13 protein-coding genes are annotated in these 18231 nt (G+C 56.1%); 1 reads left to right on the top strand and 12 read right to left on the bottom strand.

The window, feature by feature from the left end; all coding sequences use genetic code 11:
• Positions 1-23: 23 nt before the first annotated feature.
• Entirely contained in the window at positions 24-239 is a 216-nt protein-coding gene (locus tag HBA55_RS29760; RefSeq protein WP_166999020.1) for a hypothetical protein, read from the top strand.
• On the opposite strand, the gene HBA55_RS29755 is transcribed toward HBA55_RS29760, so the two are convergent.
• From HBA55_RS29755 to HBA55_RS29700, 12 genes are read right to left on the bottom strand one after another with little or no spacing between them, the layout of a single operon-like run.
• Complete coding sequence (locus HBA55_RS29755) at positions 236-8896, bottom strand: LPD38 domain-containing protein (RefSeq protein ID WP_166999018.1); 8661 nt, start codon at positions 8894-8896, stop codon at positions 236-238. The two genes, HBA55_RS29760 and HBA55_RS29755, sit on opposite strands and share 4 nt — an antisense overlap.
• Positions 8897-8899: 3 nt before the next feature.
• The gene (locus HBA55_RS29750; RefSeq protein WP_166999016.1) at positions 8900-9589 is read right to left on the bottom strand and encodes a hypothetical protein; all 690 of its coding nucleotides are present in this window, start codon (positions 9587-9589) and stop codon (positions 8900-8902) included.
• Positions 9590-9591: 2 nt separating this feature from the next.
• Complete coding sequence (locus tag HBA55_RS29745) at positions 9592-10083, bottom strand: hypothetical protein (RefSeq protein ID WP_166999014.1); 492 nt, start codon at positions 10081-10083, stop codon at positions 9592-9594.
• Between the two features lie 3 nt (positions 10084-10086).
• Positions 10087-11001, bottom strand: coding sequence for a hypothetical protein (locus HBA55_RS29740; RefSeq protein WP_166999012.1), 915 nt, complete (start codon positions 10999-11001; stop codon positions 10087-10089).
• A complete protein-coding gene (locus HBA55_RS29735; protein WP_166999010.1) occupies positions 11002-11415 on the bottom strand; it encodes a hypothetical protein in 414 nt (137 codons plus the stop codon).
• Complete coding sequence (locus HBA55_RS29730; protein WP_166999008.1) at positions 11415-13361, bottom strand: coiled-coil domain-containing protein; 1947 nt, start codon at positions 13359-13361, stop codon at positions 11415-11417. The genes HBA55_RS29735 and HBA55_RS29730 overlap by 1 nt, the downstream gene beginning before the upstream one ends.
• Before the next feature lie 34 nt (positions 13362-13395).
• Positions 13396-13908, bottom strand: coding sequence for a hypothetical protein (locus tag HBA55_RS29725; RefSeq protein ID WP_166999006.1), 513 nt, complete (start codon positions 13906-13908; stop codon positions 13396-13398).
• The gene (locus tag HBA55_RS29720) at positions 13909-14613 is read right to left on the bottom strand and encodes a hypothetical protein (protein ID WP_166999004.1); all 705 of its coding nucleotides are present in this window, start codon (positions 14611-14613) and stop codon (positions 13909-13911) included. It abuts the gene before it with no gap.
• On the bottom strand, positions 14606-15340 hold the full coding sequence (locus HBA55_RS29715) for a hypothetical protein (RefSeq protein WP_166999002.1): 735 nt from the start codon (positions 15338-15340) through the stop codon (positions 14606-14608). The genes HBA55_RS29720 and HBA55_RS29715 overlap by 8 nt, the downstream gene beginning before the upstream one ends.
• The gene (locus HBA55_RS29710) at positions 15341-16822 is read right to left on the bottom strand and encodes a hypothetical protein (RefSeq protein WP_166999000.1); all 1482 of its coding nucleotides are present in this window, start codon (positions 16820-16822) and stop codon (positions 15341-15343) included.
• On the bottom strand, positions 16819-17520 hold the full coding sequence (locus tag HBA55_RS38335; RefSeq protein WP_476704294.1) for a phage adaptor protein: 702 nt from the start codon (positions 17518-17520) through the stop codon (positions 16819-16821). The genes HBA55_RS29710 and HBA55_RS38335 overlap by 4 nt, the downstream gene beginning before the upstream one ends.
• The gene (locus HBA55_RS29700; protein WP_166998995.1) at positions 17520-18185 is read right to left on the bottom strand and encodes a hypothetical protein; all 666 of its coding nucleotides are present in this window, start codon (positions 18183-18185) and stop codon (positions 17520-17522) included. The genes HBA55_RS38335 and HBA55_RS29700 overlap by 1 nt, the downstream gene beginning before the upstream one ends.
• Positions 18186-18231: the final 46 nt, after the last annotated feature.

The following is an 18231-nucleotide window of genomic DNA, read 5'->3' as shown; positions in this document are numbered from 1 at the left end:
TCACAGAGTGATACAATAGCGTTATGCGCGTACTAATTATATTGACCATTTTGGGTTTGAGCGGCCTCGCGATCGGTAACGGCTGGGGAATTCTCGGGATCTTGGGCATAGCAGCTATTGTGGCGTTAGTGGCCACAGACAAGGGCGGGCGAAGCATAGACGGCTTTTTTGCCGCCTGCTTCGCGTTTATTATTATTGGTGGTGCCTTTGGGGTCGTTCACTACTTCCTGACTCCCTAGAACGCCCCTTCTGTTCGCTCCACGACCCTTGCCGCAACGGTGTTGATTTGCTTCTGGATGTAATCGAGCCTTCGTGACTTTTCCGTCCTGGACATAGTCTCATTCTTGAGGATGCGGTCACGACGTTTCCGCAAATCTCTAAGCTTCTTACTTTCCTTTTCCAGGTATTTTCGATACCGAAGCTTGTCCCGATTCTTGGCATAGAAGTCGGCGCGCTCTTCCATTTCCATGTCTTTGAGGCTGGCGTGGATCTGCTTCACCTCGCTGAGGCGGTCGTACAGATCGGTGACGTACTGCGTGCTGTACGCCGGTGCTGAGCCGCGGTAGAAGGACTTCACCACCGGTATGTCAGTCGGTCGAATCTCACCCTGATTAGGTTTGCCTTTGGCAGCCGATACCAACAAATCGGATACCGACAACGCATAGGCGCCCATAGTGCCTGTGTACCCTTTCAGCAGGTGTTCCAGCTGCTTGGGCGACATCCCGAGAAACTGGCCCAGCTCTACCATGGTGTCACTGGTACGCGCGTTGTATCGGTCCTGGGGCAGCTTACGCTGGTCGGAGAGTGATTCAATCGGCGTGTCGAAATGCCAGCTCTTATTGCCCCACAGCTCCAGAATTGGCAATACCGCCTGGGGCACCGGGTTGAAACTCAGCGTTTCGAGGGTGCCGTGCTTCAGGGACCACAGCAGTTTTTCATCCGGCTGATTGTCGGCAATCCAGGTGTGATACATCCGCTCGGGGATGGTGCCGGCGATGATGCCAATTTCAAACGGTTTGGGGATCCGGAAGTGCTCGTCTTCCACCAGAACATGCCAGTAGGCGTCCTTCTCCCAGTCGGGCAGTTGCTGGTATCGCTCGTCATCGTCGTTGATCATCGCCAGCGCGACGGATGCCAGGGCAATCTTGGCTATAGCAACCGATACCTCGTGCGGGTGCTCCTTACCTGCCCTACCCAGCTTACTTAAACCCTGCAAGCGCGCATTGAGGAACGGCACCAGATCGGTCAATACGTTCATCGCAGCCCAGTTGCCCCGCAGGCTGTAGTCCATCAGATCCTTGGATTCGTAGATGGCCTGGGCCAGAGACTTACCGGACTTTTTAGCGGCTTGGAAGGTTGCCAGACGGTTGGCGTTCTCCACCTTATCGCTGACATTGCGGTACGCCTGCCAGCCTCGCTGGATCATGCGCCAGGTCTTCTCCGGCGTGTCGGCCAGACTGTTGATGTGATTGTCCAGATCTGTCCCGGTGAGCCCTTTCTTCTCTAAGGCACGACGAATCAGCTGGGCCCCGGCTTCGGGATCGGTGCCATGGACGTAACCACCCTGGAAGGACGCGCCGGCAAACATCAGCTCTCGGTAGGAATCGTCTTCCGTCATGGCCTCTTTCAGGCCCTTCATGGAATCGACGCCGAATTTGAACCCGTCGGGGTTGATGGCCCAAGCGTGGGCCGCATCCCGTACGAAGTTCCGGAGAATGAAGTCAGGCGATGAAGTGACGCCAGTGGTCAGCAGACGCTTGAAGTAGCGACCAGTGCGCATCAGCAGGCCATTGTTGCCTTCGTTGCTCAGATGGACCAGGCCGCGAAGCAGGGATTCATCGTTCACCCGGTAGTATTTACTCCGGCCATTGCGCTGAACTCGAATGACATCAGGATCCCGAGGAGCGGTGATCGCCCACAACTTTTCATACCCGGCGCTGTCGAGCTGCTCCAGCTCGTGCAGCGTTTCCAGTTCCCCGGCATCTGGGAGCCCCAGCATTTCAGACACCATAACCAGGTAATCCCGGTCGGCCTGAATCCGCTTGGTCACCTCGGTTTTGGGGACGATAGCTTCGGTGTACTTCATGCTCTCGTCGGTCAGAAACTCAGAATCGCCCAGATTATCGACGGTCTTCATCAGGGCCATGTTCTTCATGGCGCTGTCGGTCAGCTTCAACCAGTTCGTTAGAATGTTCTCCAGCAGGTCATTGGTAGCCGTCTCCCCGCCTTTTAGCGCTTTAATGCCAGCTGTTTGATGAGACAGGCCCCGTTTGCTGCGAGGAGCCAGCAGGTTGTCGCCTGTTTCGTCTTGTCGATAAAATGGCACATACCATTCGCTGGCCCAGCGCTTGCGGTGCAGACGGTTGATCAAGCCCGCTTCCTGGGCCATATCGAGCATGGCATTGTTGAGCGTCAGATACTCCTGACGGACGGACTCAAACAGCTCCTCTTTGCCGTTGGCCAGACTTGTCAGCTGATCGATGTCATCCTGGGTGAGATTGTTCTCCCGCCCTTCGGCCATCAGCTCCGACGCTCGGTTACCCGCCATCCAGCCAAGCCAGGAATTCAGGTCGCCGTCCAGGTCGGTAAATATCTCCAATAACCCCCGGGTTCCCGCTTTGTGCTCGAGCACGCCGTTTGACCACTCAGGCGCGCCGTAGTGCAGAACTGCGTGCATGGTGTCGGATACACCAGTGGCCAGGCGGGCACCGACATAGCCGGAGCCTTCAAAATCGCCGACAGCCATACCGGCACCGGCTTCGTCCTCCGCTCGCTTGATCCCAATCAGGCCATCAAAGGCACCTTCGTAGGCCCGGTCTTTGGCGTCCGTGAAGCTGAAGTCTTTGAATTTCTTAATAATTTTGGAAAGACGAGATTGGTCAGATTTGACCAAACCAAGCTTGGCAAGGGCTTCTCGATCTTGATCTGGGGACGCCTCACTGCGGTCGTCAGCGAGGCTGTAAAAGGATCGCTTTAGGGGTTTAGCCAGTACGCTGGACGACTTGAGGAGAAACTTCTCCAATAACTGGGACCGTCCCTCTCCCCTCGTTTCCTGTAGAAGGGACTGACTGAGTACACTTCTTTTAAGCGTATTGACTCCAGCTCTCGCCTTTCGAGCTGCTGGCGTGAGTACAAGTCTCGCAAAGTCGTTGTCTCGAAATACCGTGGGTCGCCCAGAGGCAGATCCTCGGGATCGAAATTTTCCGCTGGCAAAGTCGAAGCTGATGTTTTCAATGTCTGGGACATTTCCGGCCACATTCGCGTAGTTGGCGTTAATCAGGGCCTGAATGTTACCAATGTCATCGCCAGGTGTCCATTTGATGGCTGGTAGGCCAAAAGATTGCCTTGCCTTATCGAAATCTGGCCCGGTATCTAGATGTCTCGTTGTCCCGTATTTCAAGGCCGAAGACAGCATATTCTCCGCGCGGCGAATCACACCGGTCGAAGTAAATCCTCCCGGGTCGCCAATGAACACTTTGTTATTGTTGTAGGCGTAGTTGCCAACGATAGCGTAAATAGCGGAGCCACCCGCTCCTACAGTACTGGCTACCGCATCGATCCATAATTCGCCGCCGGCATCATATAGCTTGGCCTGAGCCTTACCGATCTGGATGTGCCAGGCGCGATTGGCGTCTTCCTGATCTGGGTCGATTTCCTTGACGGAGGACCCAGGATCCACTTCCGATGCAATATCCTCAATGCTCTTGCTCTTAGAAACCGGGTACTTGAAAAGCTCATCGTTTTCGGCGAGCACGGACATCGCCTTGGCGACTTCAGTCCCCCCCGCGTCGAAATCATCTCCAATGGAAAATGCCCCTGACTGAAGCTTTTCCCTGCCGTCCCTGACCTTCTCCTGCATTTCGGGAGAGTCGAACATTCTCACGACATCTGCCATAGTTTGCTGCTCTGGAGCAAGATCTAAACTCTCGTCGGGATCGAAATTCCCTTGGCGCAATTTGTTTTCACCGGCCTTCAACAGTTCCACGATGTCAGCATCGGTCCACTTCAGGCGAGGCAAATATTGGCGGATCCAGTTGCGAATCACCGATATGACCTTCTTCAGGCCCCGGCTGCTTGGGTCATTCTCTGCCAGATACGCGACGTATTCATCAGCGACAATGCGCTCCTGTTCTTTGGCGCCCTTGCCCTCCAGCTGAGAAGAGTAACGGTCACGCAGTCGGTCGATTTGTTCCTGGGGCATGTCTCGGTATATCTGGTCCAAGGCCATATTCAGTCGCTTACCGGCGATGGCCCGCACACCCATGTGGCCGCGGACCTCATGAAGGTACACTTCTGTTGCTTCTTGGGGTGAGCGAAGGTTGCCAGCCACGATATACGATTTACCGGTGATAGGGTCGAACAGACCGCGAACGCGCCCTTCGGCCCCATCCGACCGGATCTGATCATAATTGAGCGGCGGTAAATCGGCTTCGGTTTCGACCACGGTAATGGGCACACCTACCCGATTCGAAATGGATTTAACCGCTAGCTTTGCCTGCAAGACGGGAATTCCGGTAGGCTTGGCGGTACTCTCCGTCGCGGAATAAAGTGCAACACCTCGGTCGGTGGTTCGGCTCTCCAGGGTGTCGAACAACTTTTGGAATGCCTGGTTGATTCGTTGACGCTCTGGACCTTCCGGGTAGGGTTTAACCCCCAGCATCTTGAGGTGAGCGGCATTGTTGTCTGCACCCGCTACCAGGTAATCGCTACGACCGCCGCCCTCAGCGATCTTGTCTTGAACAAAGCCTTCGAATGCCCGCGCCAGCATTTCATGCTCGGTAGACCAATAATCAGAGACTCTGTAGAGATCAAGCTTCGTGGCCTCCGCGCGGAAGTTGGTCGGTACTCGGCGAGTTTTCTTCTTCTCGTTAGTGCTCTCAGCAAGTTTCTGACTGGCGGCATTGTATCGCTGAATGACTGAGCTCAAATCTGACATCGGCTGGCGATCACCCCAGCCTGCACGTCCTCGAACCTTTTTCAGCAATGCTGACATCGCCTCAAGGTCGTCATTGGTGCTGCGGTGCCCAGTCTTCCACGACTTGCTGCCTTCGACGAGCTTCCACTCTATCGGTACTTGGCTATCACCCTTCACGTATGAGGCAATACGGGATGCCAGCCTGTCGAACTCTTTCAGCTGTGCTTCCGAGGCAGGTTTTTTGTAGCGCTTTCTGTAAGCGCTGTCGGTGAAATCCTGCTCCAAAGACTCGCGGATTGATGTCAGGCGACCCATGACAGCTGTTTTCTGCCGGTCGATCACCTCTTTGGAGGCGGTCGCGTCCTCGATGTATTGCTCTTCGGCGTAGTAGACTTCACGCACAACGTCTTCGAATGCGTCCCTCACCTCCTCTCGGGCTTGGCTGTTGTAGCGCTGGAAACCGTGAGAGGCAAAGTCTTTGTCAGGCTTCTTCGATGGAAACTGAGCGTCCTTGCCTTCACCTTCAAGACCGCCTGCTTTGCCATCAAGACGACCTAAATAGTGATCCAGTGCGTGCAGCCACTCGTGCGCGAGAGAGCCTGCGCCCTTCATCTTGGTGAGATTGATGACGCCATAGCCCGGCTCATAGTGTGCAGACGCCCCCGTTAGACCTTGCCCACGAGCGCCGAATGCGATGGCGAGATCACCGTTCAGAGAAAGCGCCTTTGGTTCGACACCGACTGTTTCGGCCAGATCCATAAGGCCATCGAATGCATAATTCAAGTCATCCTGACGGTCTGCAGAATTGTTCCAGTTTCCGAATTGGCCGCCCCGAAAACCGAACTCCTGCTGGAAATCGCCAGGGGTTACGTCGCGTGACCGGCGCTCTTTGCCCTCGCGGACAACCTCTTTGAGATTGGGACGCAGCTCGGCTTCTGTGTAGTTGTTGGAATGCTGAATAATCTGTTCGGCATTCTCCACCATATAGCGCATGGCCTCTTCCCGGGAGTCGAAACCATCTTTGATAACGGGATACTTACCGCGGGTGACATTGCGGTAGATGTGGTATTTGCCATCGGCCTGGCCAACGCGATGTTTCTCGGCGACGTGCGCGACGTGGATAGCCTGGCGTGCCTCTTGCTCGGTATCGAATACTCCGATTTCACGCTCTCGGTTGAAGTGTGATCTTTTACCCTTGGGTTTTAGTGCGAGCCGAAACTTACCGACATTCTCCTTGCCCACTTCGCCGGTCATGGCGGCAATTTCACCGATTTCATATCTCTTGAAGTATGAAGGGTCGGCGGATTGCTTGGCGCTTTGGCGAGGCTTCGACGCAGAGGTACGGGTGATACCCATATCCTTGCGGGCGCCGCCAATTTGTTCTCCAAAGTCTTCGAATTTCGGCGTTTGACGGTCCGCTGGCGCGGAAGGAATATCGGTTACCGGTGCAGGATTCAGAATGGCTTCCCTGGTGGCGTCAGTCAGCGTTTCGCCTGCGCCCTCTTCGTCCAACTCCTTTTGAAGGTCGGCGGCTGAGCGTCTGCGTGAAAATTCGTCATCGCCGTAATGCTCTGCAGATTCAGCGAGAGACCGCTCGTAGTGTGTAAGGCCATTTTCGTCCTTGTCCTCGAACAGCCGATTCCACTCTGCCTGTGTTTCAGGATCGCTGAAGGTATCGTTGGAGGCTTCTAGCTCTGAGGGCTGCTCTGTGATCCCGAAGAATTCGGCGAGGTCTGGCCCTTGGCCGTACCCTGGGTCCCCTTCGTTGAACGGGATTTCTCCGCTTCCTTCTGGATTCTGCGCCTCAGTGCTGACGCCTTCACGTACTCGGGACGAATCTTCGTCATGTTGTCTCGCCTTGTAGGTTTCTCCAAGCAGGCGCCCGGCCATTTGGTGCGCCGAATCCTGCTCGTTATTCAGAATAGCATCGATTGTGGTTTCGGGCACACCTTGGTCGATAGCGTCGTTGATCAGGTCCGCCAAGATGTTTTCGTGAGGAGTCGCGTCGGGCTCATAGTCGCCTTGCGGCGCCAGGCCCTGCTCAATCGGGGTTTGGTCGGTATCGTCCAGAGCGCGCAACTGTAGCTCTTCGCGCTGTTGTTGTTCGGCATAGTTCACGGCCCCTTCGGGTGTGTACTGAGGACGACCGCCCAATGACTCAGATACCAGGTTCAAAAGGCTGTTGGCGTCCGGCGTTTGATAGCCGTACTGCTGGAGCCCTTCGGCTAAGTCGTCCAGCGAGCGGCCTCCACGGCGAAAGGGATTGTTCTTACCGGGACGGTCCTTAATGTGTTCTGGGTCAATGCCCTGCGCAACTGCCTCCTCAATATCCAGCCCACCCAGCTTACGAACCGCCGTCATAACCTCGTCGCGGTCAGGAATGATGCGATTCTTGTTCGGGCGACGCAGTGCTGGCTTGAGGTGCTGGCCACTTTCCCTGTGCAGGCGTGTAAGCTTGTCGGCGAACCCCTTGTCCCCCAGTTCCTGGGGATTGGTGTTGGCCTGATCCATTGCCGATTGCATGGCGTCGGCCATGGCTGAGTTGGCCGGAGTCGTGCGACGAGCCAAACCCGCACGCAAGCGCTCCTGTTTGCCTCCGAGGCGCTTGGCCAGATACCCAACACCAGCCTTGCCCTGATCAATGTGATAATCAACATCGTCAGGCATCGGAGTTGACACCTGCTGCTCACGCTGATTCCACAACTGATCAGTTTCAGTAGAACGCTCGGGCGGAAGCTCTGAAATATTGACGGCTCCGTGGTCTTGCCAAGCCTGGTCAATTTCCTGATCCCTGGCCGCCAGAGATTTCTGCTCTTGCTGAATGCGCTCCTGCTCAAGCAACTCATCAATGCCGGAAAAATCGATCTGAGGCACATTCCCGCTTAGTTGTCCGTCCATGCGCCCACCCGGGGCCATGTGTTCCATACCGGTGTTGCTATTGCCTGCGACCTGCTCAGGACCCGTAGGCTCCATGCGAATGTCGCTTGGTGGGGGTAGTGCCGCAAACTCAAGCGCTGCCTGCGAGCCAGCAATGGCTTGGTCGAGTTGATCGCCACCCTCTGCTTTCGAGCGCTCGCGCGCGTCAGCAACGGCCTTCTCAGGTGTCATCAAGTCCTTGGTAGCGGTAGCGCCTCGAACTGTGGCACCCATGCCGGAGCCAGCGACAGCACCAGCGAAGCCACGGTCTAGACTCTGCTCAAGGTCGAAATCGGTATTGGTGCCAACGGTCTCTCCGGCGTACTCAATTTGCTCTTGGACAAATTCGGTGGCGCCCTCGCGGCCAGCTGCCTTTCCAGCTTCTTTAAGGACATCTTTCGCGCTGGATACCGGAGCAAGATCGGTAACGCCTTTGGCGCCGATGCGCTCTAACAAGGAGGCGGCAACGGCCGGAATAAACGCCTCGCCCAGCTCACGCGCCCCTACCTCATCCAGCCCTTTGTTTTCTGCGCGTACTTCGCCAATTTCCTCGGTGCGAGAGGCGATGTACGCCGGCAAAGTCGTTAAGGCGGCAGCCATGTCGGGAACACTTTTAACGCCCTGCTCTGTGATATAGCCGGCTAGATTTTTCGCAGTGACGTCACCCTTCAATCTTTCCCATGTGAACCGCGGCTGATAATCGGCGCCTTTTCCGGTTTCAGAGATGGCTTGACCAGATCGGGCAAGCGGATTACCAGTCTCCTCCGGGTCCAAATTCATGGTGAAGGAAATACCGTCATCGCCAAAGCGAATCCCGGGGTTGATGCCGGTGGCTTCCGTCAGATACCGCTCCCCCTCTTTGGCGACATTACCGATGAACTCAACAAGGTTCCCACCAAGGTCCATGGCGCGCTCACCTGCACCACGAAGCGCGTTACTGGCAAACCCAGTCTCAGGTTCAGCTGATTCATCAAGTGAGCCAAAATCAATGCCGCTGAAATCAATCGGTGGACGCTCATCCTCGGAAACCTGGTCCCAGTCGATACCGCTAAAGTCGATTGCCATTGGTTATCTGCCCTGAGCCATATGTGCGCGCAAACCCTGCAGTAGCTCTTCGTCTGAAAAGCGGCTGTTATTAGGGTTTTGTTTGAGCTGTTCGATCAACCTAGATTCCTCAGAGGTAACCCTAGAGGCGCGATCCTCTATTACCTTGCCTGTCGAGAGATTAATGAGCCGGGTTCGACCATCATCGTTGTACTGAGGCATCGCCTCGATTTGCTTTGAATCATCCGAGGGGTCTGTGACAAAGATCGGATTATCAGCTGTGTTATGCCAGCGCATGGCGGCGTTCTGCCCACGTCTTTTGGCCGGATCGCGAAGAACGCTTTGTTCATTCGTGTGGCCGTCTGTCTGGTAGGTAACGCCTTTATCGTCAGTATGAGTCGTAAACCGACCCCTATTGGCATCGCGTTCAGCTTGGGTCCGGCCCACCTCCAAACCGTGTTTATGGTCAGCAACAGCCTTGCTGTTCTCCAGCTGCACGCCAGCGAATTCCTTGCGATTCTGCTGGTCCAGTTTGGCAACTTCCATCCGGCTATCGTGCGCAAAGTTCCGGTCCTCGATCTGGTTTTGCCGATTCTGATCCGCCATTTCCCGCTGGAACGCCATTCGCCCTTCCGAGATGGCAATGTCGCGATACGTGGAGCCGGCCACTTCCATGGCCTTACCAATGGTGCCCAGTAACAAACCTCTACCCATGATTACGCCCTCCCGGTAAGCAGACCGCCACTGCCCTGTGGCGCGGCTGGTTGTTGCTGCGGTTGCTGTTGTTGTCCAGGCTGGCCGGTGATTTGTTCTTCGGAATAACGGTTGCCAGCTTTGCGAAGCCACATGCCGATGGCCTGCTCCAAGGCTTGCTGAACCTGTTCGCCGGACAGTTCAACCGCGCCAACTTCCTTGAAGGCTTCGGCAATGTCACTCATCAGCGTCACGCCCAAAAGAAGCAATACAGGGATGTCCAGCTCGCCTAAGCCTTCTTCAATTTTTCCGAGCACCAGAACAATGGTGCCCGCCAGCCCCATGATGGGATCTTTTTGTGCGGCCTTACCAAATTTCACTAAACGGCCTTGGTCGTAGAGCAGCTTTTGGCCGATCTGAAAACCGCGTTTGTATTGCTCCATTTGCTCAGGCGTGAGACTTTCGGCCGCTTCTGCTGCGGTACCGGCACCACCCATCTGTTGCATTTGATCCATGACTTAACCTCGTGTGCGAGCGCGATAATTGTTGTTGTAGGAGGTTCCCCACTGCCCCCGGCGGCGGCGTGAACGGTCTGCGTCTCTCTCGGCTTCTTTCTGTTCTTTGTATTGGGCATAGCCTTGCAAGAGTCCGCCCGCCATCTGCATGCCAGTAGAAGCCAGTACGGGATTGTCTTTCATCCATTGGTGAGCGTCGGAGAGCAGACCGTTCCCCTGTGGTGGATTTCGGACCGCCTCTACTGCGGCATCGCCATAGCGACCGGCGTTGTAGGTTTCGTCAATCATGTCTTGACCGGTGGGCGCGTTGTCGAAACCAACAGGGTTTCGATTTCTTTGCATCACGCCAAACGAATCACTGGACCCGCCAGACGCAGCGGGTGCGCTACCTGGTGCGGCTGGTGCTCCGGCACCATTGTTCGCAGCTTCAGTGGCGTCGCCGACCATCTCAGCACCGTTGGGCTTCGGGTTCAGTAAGCCGCCTGAAGCACCATTGTTGTTCGCGGCGTTCAGAGATTCGCCCAGCTCTGCCGGATTGGCGCCGTGCAAATTGCCTTTGATCAAGCCTTGCGCTTCTTCAATGGGCGCCGCACCGTTCGTTATGGCTGAATTGGCGGCATCGCCAGCCAAGTCGGTAGCGGTCTCTGCCGCGTTACCGGTGACCGCCTCAACGACCTTGGATGCTTGTTCAGCGCCTGCCTCCATCGTCGCAGCGCCAGCGGCTTGTTCCGCGGCCTTGGTTCCTGCGTCCGTCGCCGTCTGCGTTGCGACGGTAGAGCCAAAATTGGTCACGCCGTAGTACGCACCGACGGCGCCAATGGTGGCCTGAAGCAAGTTTCCCTCTTTCAAACCGTCGTAAACCGCCTTCGCGGACATCGCGACACCCACCGCTTTTACTACCGCTGGAATTGCCTGCATTTAGATCACCTTGTGTTGCGCGCCTACGCGCTTGAGTCCAAGTTTTGAGAAGAGTGTTTCGGCTCGCTCGCCCTTTTCACCGCCGTAGGAGGTGCCCAAAAAAATATCGTTGTGGCCGGGAAACCCCTTGGCCCAGCGAAGGTATTCCCGGATTAATGGCAAGCCATTTTTGTCGGCGTAAACCAAATGATTAACAATCATGTAGCCGTCGCGACACCAGGACGGTGCCGCCTGCGCGATCAACACCGCGGTACCGTTGTAGAGCACCAAACTGTGCGGATCACAGATGAAAAAGCGAAGGCTTTCCCTGGCCTTCTCCACATTAACCGGCATCCCGCCGTGCGTATCGGACAGCTGCTGAGCCTTGTGGCACAGCGCCAGAACCTCTTCGAGTTGAGCGATAGAGGCGTACATCAAGCACCCATCGCCGCGTTAACTTGCGATTGAGTCAACAGCCCGGGGCTAAACTGCGGCGTCTGAGGCCCGTAATTGTCCATAAACCCTTCATCAATTTCGATGTTGAGCAAGTCCGACCAGGCGGCCAGGTCATTCACAAACTGACGGTCCAAATCGTCCAGCATTTGGTTTTTCGTAGAGATCTTGAGATCGGCTGAAGCAATATCAGCTCGTGCGCCCTGCTGAGTCGCGAACATGCCGGCCAACTGCGTATCGATCGTATCCTGGCGCTGAGCCTCTCGTTCAAGCTGTGATTGCTCGGACTCATGAGCGCGCTGAGCAGCGCCTGCGGCGGCTTCGTGCTGCAACTCCGCCCAGCGAGTGCCGGATTCCCAGGCTTGCTGGTCTTCTTGGCGTTCGGCTTCGAAGGTGCGATCTTGCTCGTTTTGCTCGCGATCGAAGGCACGGTCCGCTTCGGATTCGCCAGAACGGAATGCAAACTCATCGCCCTGCATACCTCTGTCGTGCTCACGACCCGCGAGATTTTCGGCAGACTGGAACGCTCTATCGGCTTCAGCCTCTCCAGATCGGAAGGTTTGATCCTGTTGTTGCAACGTCGTCTCATGCTCACGGCCAGCGAGATTTTCATCGGCCTGGAACGCTCGATCGGCGTCAGCCTCTCTGGAGCGGAAAGTCTGATCCTGCTCTTGCAAGCTACGCTCGTGCTCGCGTCCGGCCAGACTTTCCCTGGCTTCGAACTGGCGATCCTCGGCGCGTTCGGCACTCTGATGAGCAAGCTCGGTTGACTGGATGCGGCTCTCATGCTCACGACCCAGACGGGTCTGCTCAGCTTCGAAGGTCTGTAGTACCTGATCACGTGCGGTTTGAAATCCGTCAGATTGCTCAGCCAATCCGCGCTGGTTTTGGTATTCCTCGCGGCTCAGCTCCAAGCGGGCGGCAATTTCGTCATCGGACAAGTCACGCTGTAGGGTGCGATCCAATCCGGATTGCTGTGCCTGGTGCGCGTTGATGACTTCTTGTTGCGCGGCCTGAAAACGGTTGTTTTGCTCCGCCAGTTGAGACTGCTGCTGGTACTCCTGCTCACTCAGGTTCAGTCGTGCCGCAATCTCGCGGTCAGTGATGCCCAGCTGCTGCTGACGATCAAGGGCCGCTTGTTCACGGGTCAAGGCCCGCTCTTCGCCGGCCAATTGGGCTTGTTGGGCACGATCCAGTGCGGACTGAGTGGCCTGGTGCTGCTGCGAACCCTGTTGCAGTGCCTGGTCGTGTGCACGGTTTCTTGCATTCTCGCTGCCTTCAAACGCCTGGGTTCGAGTCAGCAAGCCGCCTTCGTGAGCCCGATTGGCTTGGTTTTCCGTGGCAGTAAAGCGATTTTGCGATTCCTGCTGCTCCATCGCCTGATCGCCGCGCATTTCCTGCAGACGAATCTCATTGGCGGTGTCGTTGCCTTGCAGATCCAATTCGTGCGACCGACCCAAGGCAGCTTCTGTACTCTGATGCTCTCGATTCAGGTCATTTTGAGACGCGGTGAATTCGTTCTGATCGCGCTGCAATAGCAAGCCCGTGGTTCGATCGTTAATCGCGCTGTTGTTGTCTCGGGCAATGTTGTGGCGGAAATCCTGGATATTGAAGACGTTATCCAGCTGAGCCTTATATTTCGTTGCATCAAAGCTCGCGTAGGTGCCCGCATCCTGCTGTGCCATCGGCATGGCGTTGCGGATCATTTCACCCATGGACGTTTGAGCCGCAATATTCGTGTTCAATAATCCACGAGATTGAGCAGTGCGTTCGCCCTGAGACCGAGAGGTCTTCATTAGCGGGGAGTCCTCGTTGAGGATGTTGTTCATCTGATGCTGGACAGTGGAATTCTTGCTGACGTTGTAATCAGGAATGTTCACTGATACCGGCTTAGGCGCGCCTGGCGCCTGCGGATTAAGCAGTCCCATAGAGTTATATCCTTTGATTCACAACAGAGGGTTGTTAGGTAGGCCAGGCCATGGCTGGCAGTTCGGCTTCGATGTCCTCGATACCGGCTGGCATTGCGCGGCTGCCGGCTCTCACGTCGCCCAGGATCTCGTCGGCTTTTGCCCAGGTCTGATCCCTCAAGAAGACACAGTAGGCCGCCTCGTCCGCGAACTTCTGTACCGTGGAGCCAGCGTAAGAACAGGCCGAGAGAATGCTGTTGTAGTGGCGAGTCTTGGCGAAGTCGTCCAAGCGTGCCTGGACCTGGCGCTGAATGAGGATGGTTTTCTCTTCAACCGTATGCGACCGCACATCCCAGGCCTGCTTCCACGCACCATCTTCGAAGACCGGTGTGGTTTCGCTGACCACATCACCGTCGGGGCGAGGCGTTGCAACCACCTCAAACACGCCGCGCGACTCCAGTGATTCCTTGCGCGGCTTGTCCGGCAGTGAAACGCCAGGCGTGTCTTTCCTGAGCTGAGCCAGGGTGTATGGGTAAGTAATTTGCCCGTTATCGTTTTTCAAATACATTTAAGGCTCCAGAATGATGTAGCCGTAGAGACGTGAATTACCGGTGTTATCGCCACCGCCGTAGAGCCAGGTACCGTTGATGGTCCCTTCGCCGTAGGTCCACTCGTAATAGCTGGTGCCCACGGCCACCGCTGCGTTGCCACTGTCGGCTGCGTCGCTTTGCACGGTGAATCCGCTCATGGTGTAGGTGGAGACGGAGAGATGATTCCAACCGCCCAAGATGCCGAAACTGATGGCTGAGCCGTCTTTGCTGGGGGTCGCATTTGCGGAACTTCCATCCACCCCGTTAATGCCACCACTTACGGAAGAGGAACCAACAGTGTTCACGCCTCGGAAGTACTGCACCCCAATGGCGTAATCGTCGAGCGTTCCGCTCTTATTGATCACCACATCGGTGTCAGGGGTTGCACCCATGACCTTGTAGCCCACCAGACCAAAGGTATCGATCGTATCGTTGGCGTGGCCGTTATTGACGACCGTATAGCCCGAGGTGTTGAAGCTTAGGGGATTGGTTGAACTGCCTGAATCGGTTTGAACCGCCCAGACAACGACAATGTCGCCCTCTTGCAGGCCGCCCAGCGTGTCGCCGCTGAGAGTCTGAGTAAACGTGGTGTTGGCGTCAGCGGTAAAGGCATTGACCACGCCGCCACCGAACTGAACGGGATCAACCCCATTACTGCCCCTAAGCATGCGATGTTTAAGCATTACCGACGTGGACCCCGTACAAGGTGGAACCCACTTTCCAAAGTTCGACAACGGTATAACCGGTCGTGGCCAAATCTGGGGCTGCGCCGCCAATCCACGTTATCGTGGGCCAAGTGACTTCGTAGGCGGACCCGTCATCGATCATAAGCGTAATGTGCTCGCCATCTTCAATGGCATCCACCGGAGACTGATTCGCTGTTAACGCCCAGGTTTGAATGAGGCCGTTGGCGGGGTCTAAATCCGGGTTTGTGCCTGTGATCGCGTGAACTTTCTCGGCAACCGCTTCGTTCAGCGTGACCTTTTTGTTAAAGGTTTCAGTCCCGCCGTGCGTGTTATTGCCTGTGAAAGCATTGGCGATTCCAAGAAAAACGAAGGTGTCGTTAGCAGCCAATACTGGCAAGGTAACGTTGCGGTCAGCAGTCAGCTCGGAAGTGACGAAATTGTACTTGTGGTCTTCGCTCAGGTCGGAGAGCGACGCCCCTTTAAGCTCCTTATCCTCCAGTTTCTGAGCGCCAGTGGTGCCCACGAGCGAACCTCCAGGCAGCGCCTGGCCACTGTCAGTAAGCCCGCCGCCCGCAGTCAGCACCGGAAGATTGCCGACGGTTGGACTGGAGACGTTATTTATCTTGGCGGCGTCCAGCTCAGCGTCGCCCGCCTCTACGGCCTCAAGGTCCTCTGCGGCAATGACGTCAAGCTCATTGACCTTGCTATTTTGATAACCTGCCATTTACGCTCTCCGTTTCTTGCCTGGTAGGTAGTCGACGGTGTAGCCGTCCAGCTCCCAGGGCTCTTCATCAGTCGTGTTGGATTCGAGATAGAACGTCATCCACTCGCCCCGCCCCTGCAAGTCGAGAAATCCGTCATTGATGGGCAATCCGCCCAAGATGGCCTTGCCAAGGATGGCCGAGCCAAGGGTTGCACCCGATTTGGAAACCGTCGGGCTTGATGCTGAGGGAATTTCAGCCGTGTCGGTGATATACCGCGGCATGACCGTGAGACTGTTGTTGCCGGTTTTGCCCAGGTCCAGCCACAGCCGTCGATACCGCTTGATCTGTGATTTCGCGTCCTGATGCCAGTAGGCTGGCGCGGCAACGGCTCGAATGGCCTCGCCGCCAAAGCTGCGGCCGCTTTCCATCTGATAGACTTTGCCATCGTCGGTACCGAAGTAGATGACCTCGGTGCCCGAACTGTCTTCGGTGTTGACGACACAGCGAACCACATCGGGCCATTGCAACGGTGTGATCATGACTTCAGGGCCGTTGAACACCAGAATCAGGCCAGATCCATCGGAGAAGAACACCCGGTACTGCCCCTTCTCGCGCACGACCGTTGAGGCAATTGCCCTGCCCCAGCGGCCCTCAATGGTTTTGTCCATGTCGTGAGAGATGATCGACTCGTAGAAATCCGAGTTGGACTGCGATCGCGCAAAGTCGGTAACGCCGCGACTGTCGACAAAGCGGATATTCGAGCCCATCGCCTGGATGGTGCCCGCCATGGCGCCGGCGTTGTTGCCGTACTCGACCATCTCAGAGGCGACCCAATCGTCAAAGCTGGTGCCTGCCAGGAGCACAATGCTGGTGGCGGTGTAAATCCCCAGTGAGCCATTGGGCATGGTGGAATAACCGGTGACCGTGTCGCGCATCAGCAATTCGGTGGCATCGGATCTCAGTGTCCAGGATCCGGTAGGCGCGCCAACCGGTGAAATCTGTGTCGAATTGTCAAACGAAAGCACCAGGTGATTCTTGTGCGCCCAGATCTCGCTGGGCGTGTCCGTTGGCATCCCTGTCGAAACATCAGTCCAGGTCGTGCCGTCGAACTCAAAGGCTTGGTGCGTGCCGCTGGCGCCATACATCTTCTTGGTGCCAGAGAAGGCATAGTTCACGAAGCGGTAGGTACCGTCGGGGGATAGCCCGGCTTTTACTTCAGTCCATCCCGAACCCGTCGACGAGTGCATGACACAGGTGGCACCGCCCACCGCATTGCGGAACCCGTAGACCTTGCCGTTGTATAGCCAGACACCGCGAACCGGACCTTCACCCGGAATCGGGTTTGGATCGAATTCGGTGTACCCGAGCAATCTTCGAATGCCACCGCCAGGCTTGGGTTCGATGTTCAACCCTAACCGGAGCCGGCTCGGGTGCATGCTCGATGCCGGACTGGTGCCGTCGACGCCTCCGCCGAGCTGGATGCTCCTCGTTTGCATGGTCATGCCAGCGGCCCCGCTTTCTTCATCTTGGGCAGTTGCGTACGCTTTAACTGGCGGCGCAGACGCTTGGCTTTCTTCTGACTCCGAGCCAGGACTTCTTCGGCAACGTCGTAGAACCCAAGGTCTTCCATGGCCGCGTAGACGATCAGCATGTGGTAATCGCTTGGCATCTCCGGTGTGTCACCGCCGGCGGCAAGGACCTGCGCCCCTCGATGAAACTCCCCGGTGATTACGTACACGTCCGATGGCGTTGGCCCCAAAACGATGTTGTCAGACGGATCAATCGTGATGTGAGACGGCGCCCCCGTTGAGTTATTGCTGACACGGTAGATTTGCTGAAACGCGTCCCAATCGATGTACGTCAAGCGGTACTTCGTGTTCGACCCGGCGGACTGCAAATAACAAGTGGGCGGATTACACCGGTCGTTAACCCGCCATGCTTTGAACCGGCTTATCGCGGACGCGGCATCCACATCTGTAGCTTGGCTATAGGCGTACGTATCGTTACCCAGCGACGTGTTCAACGTGAACGGTCTTCGCATCCAGCGCCAATACTCGGCGTTCTGGATCTCCGTCCAAACGGACGCCACCCAGTCAACCGCGTTTTGATGCAAGCCTGACTGGCTTGTAACGTCGGTAGGCCCCGTCGAGGCGTAGCCCGTTTCCTGACGCAGCCGCTTGACCAGCTCCAGAAACGTCATTATTCCTGTCTCATGGTTTCTGCGAGCCAGCGGCTACCGTTGGGGTTGTTTTCGGTGACCACCGAGAACGGATAACGGAAACCAGTTTGACGAGGCCAGGCGTAGAACCGCTCCCCAGTTTCAGGGTTTGTTCTTAGCTCGTTTCGATAGGAAGTCGTTCTTGCTCTGGCAAGACCCTCAACGAACTTGCGCTTGACCCACTTTCGGGTACCGCGCTGAAATACCTCGCACTGACCGTTAACCCAAATCGGAAAGGTCGCGTCCGCGTGTTGATCGGTGACGTCAGCAATTTCGACCTCGACCGACTCCTCCATGAACGCCAGGATCTTGGCTTTGTCCTTGAGCCAGGCTTCGTCCAATCGCTCGTTATGCAAAGGTTCAAGTTCACCATCGGCGTTAAACTGCCGTGTTCCGTCCTGGCCAACCTGATGTTCTTCAGATTCGAATCGCTGCGTAATCTCGACTGGATTGTCTTTAGCTTTGAGTTGGCTTTGAGCCGCTGCCAGCTTCTCTTCTAGCTCAAGCTTTTCCTGAGCAAGCTTCGCGCTCTCGCTTTCCAGGGCCTGATTGGCCTCCAGCGCTTCTTGCAAAGTGGATTCCAGTTCGTTGGTGTCAGTCGCTTCAGTGTCTGCGGATGCAGTTTTATTAGAATTTCGTCTCGCCATTTTTGATTCTCCAGAAACAAAAAAGCCCCGCACAAGGCGAGGCAAG

It is taken from the genome of Pseudomaricurvus alkylphenolicus (genome assembly GCF_011683955.1).
GTDB classification, from domain to species: Bacteria; Pseudomonadota; Gammaproteobacteria; order Pseudomonadales; family Cellvibrionaceae; genus Pseudomaricurvus; species Pseudomaricurvus alkylphenolicus.
Note: the sequence above shows the minus strand (reverse complement) of the source record. Positions and strands in the feature narration are given on the sequence as shown.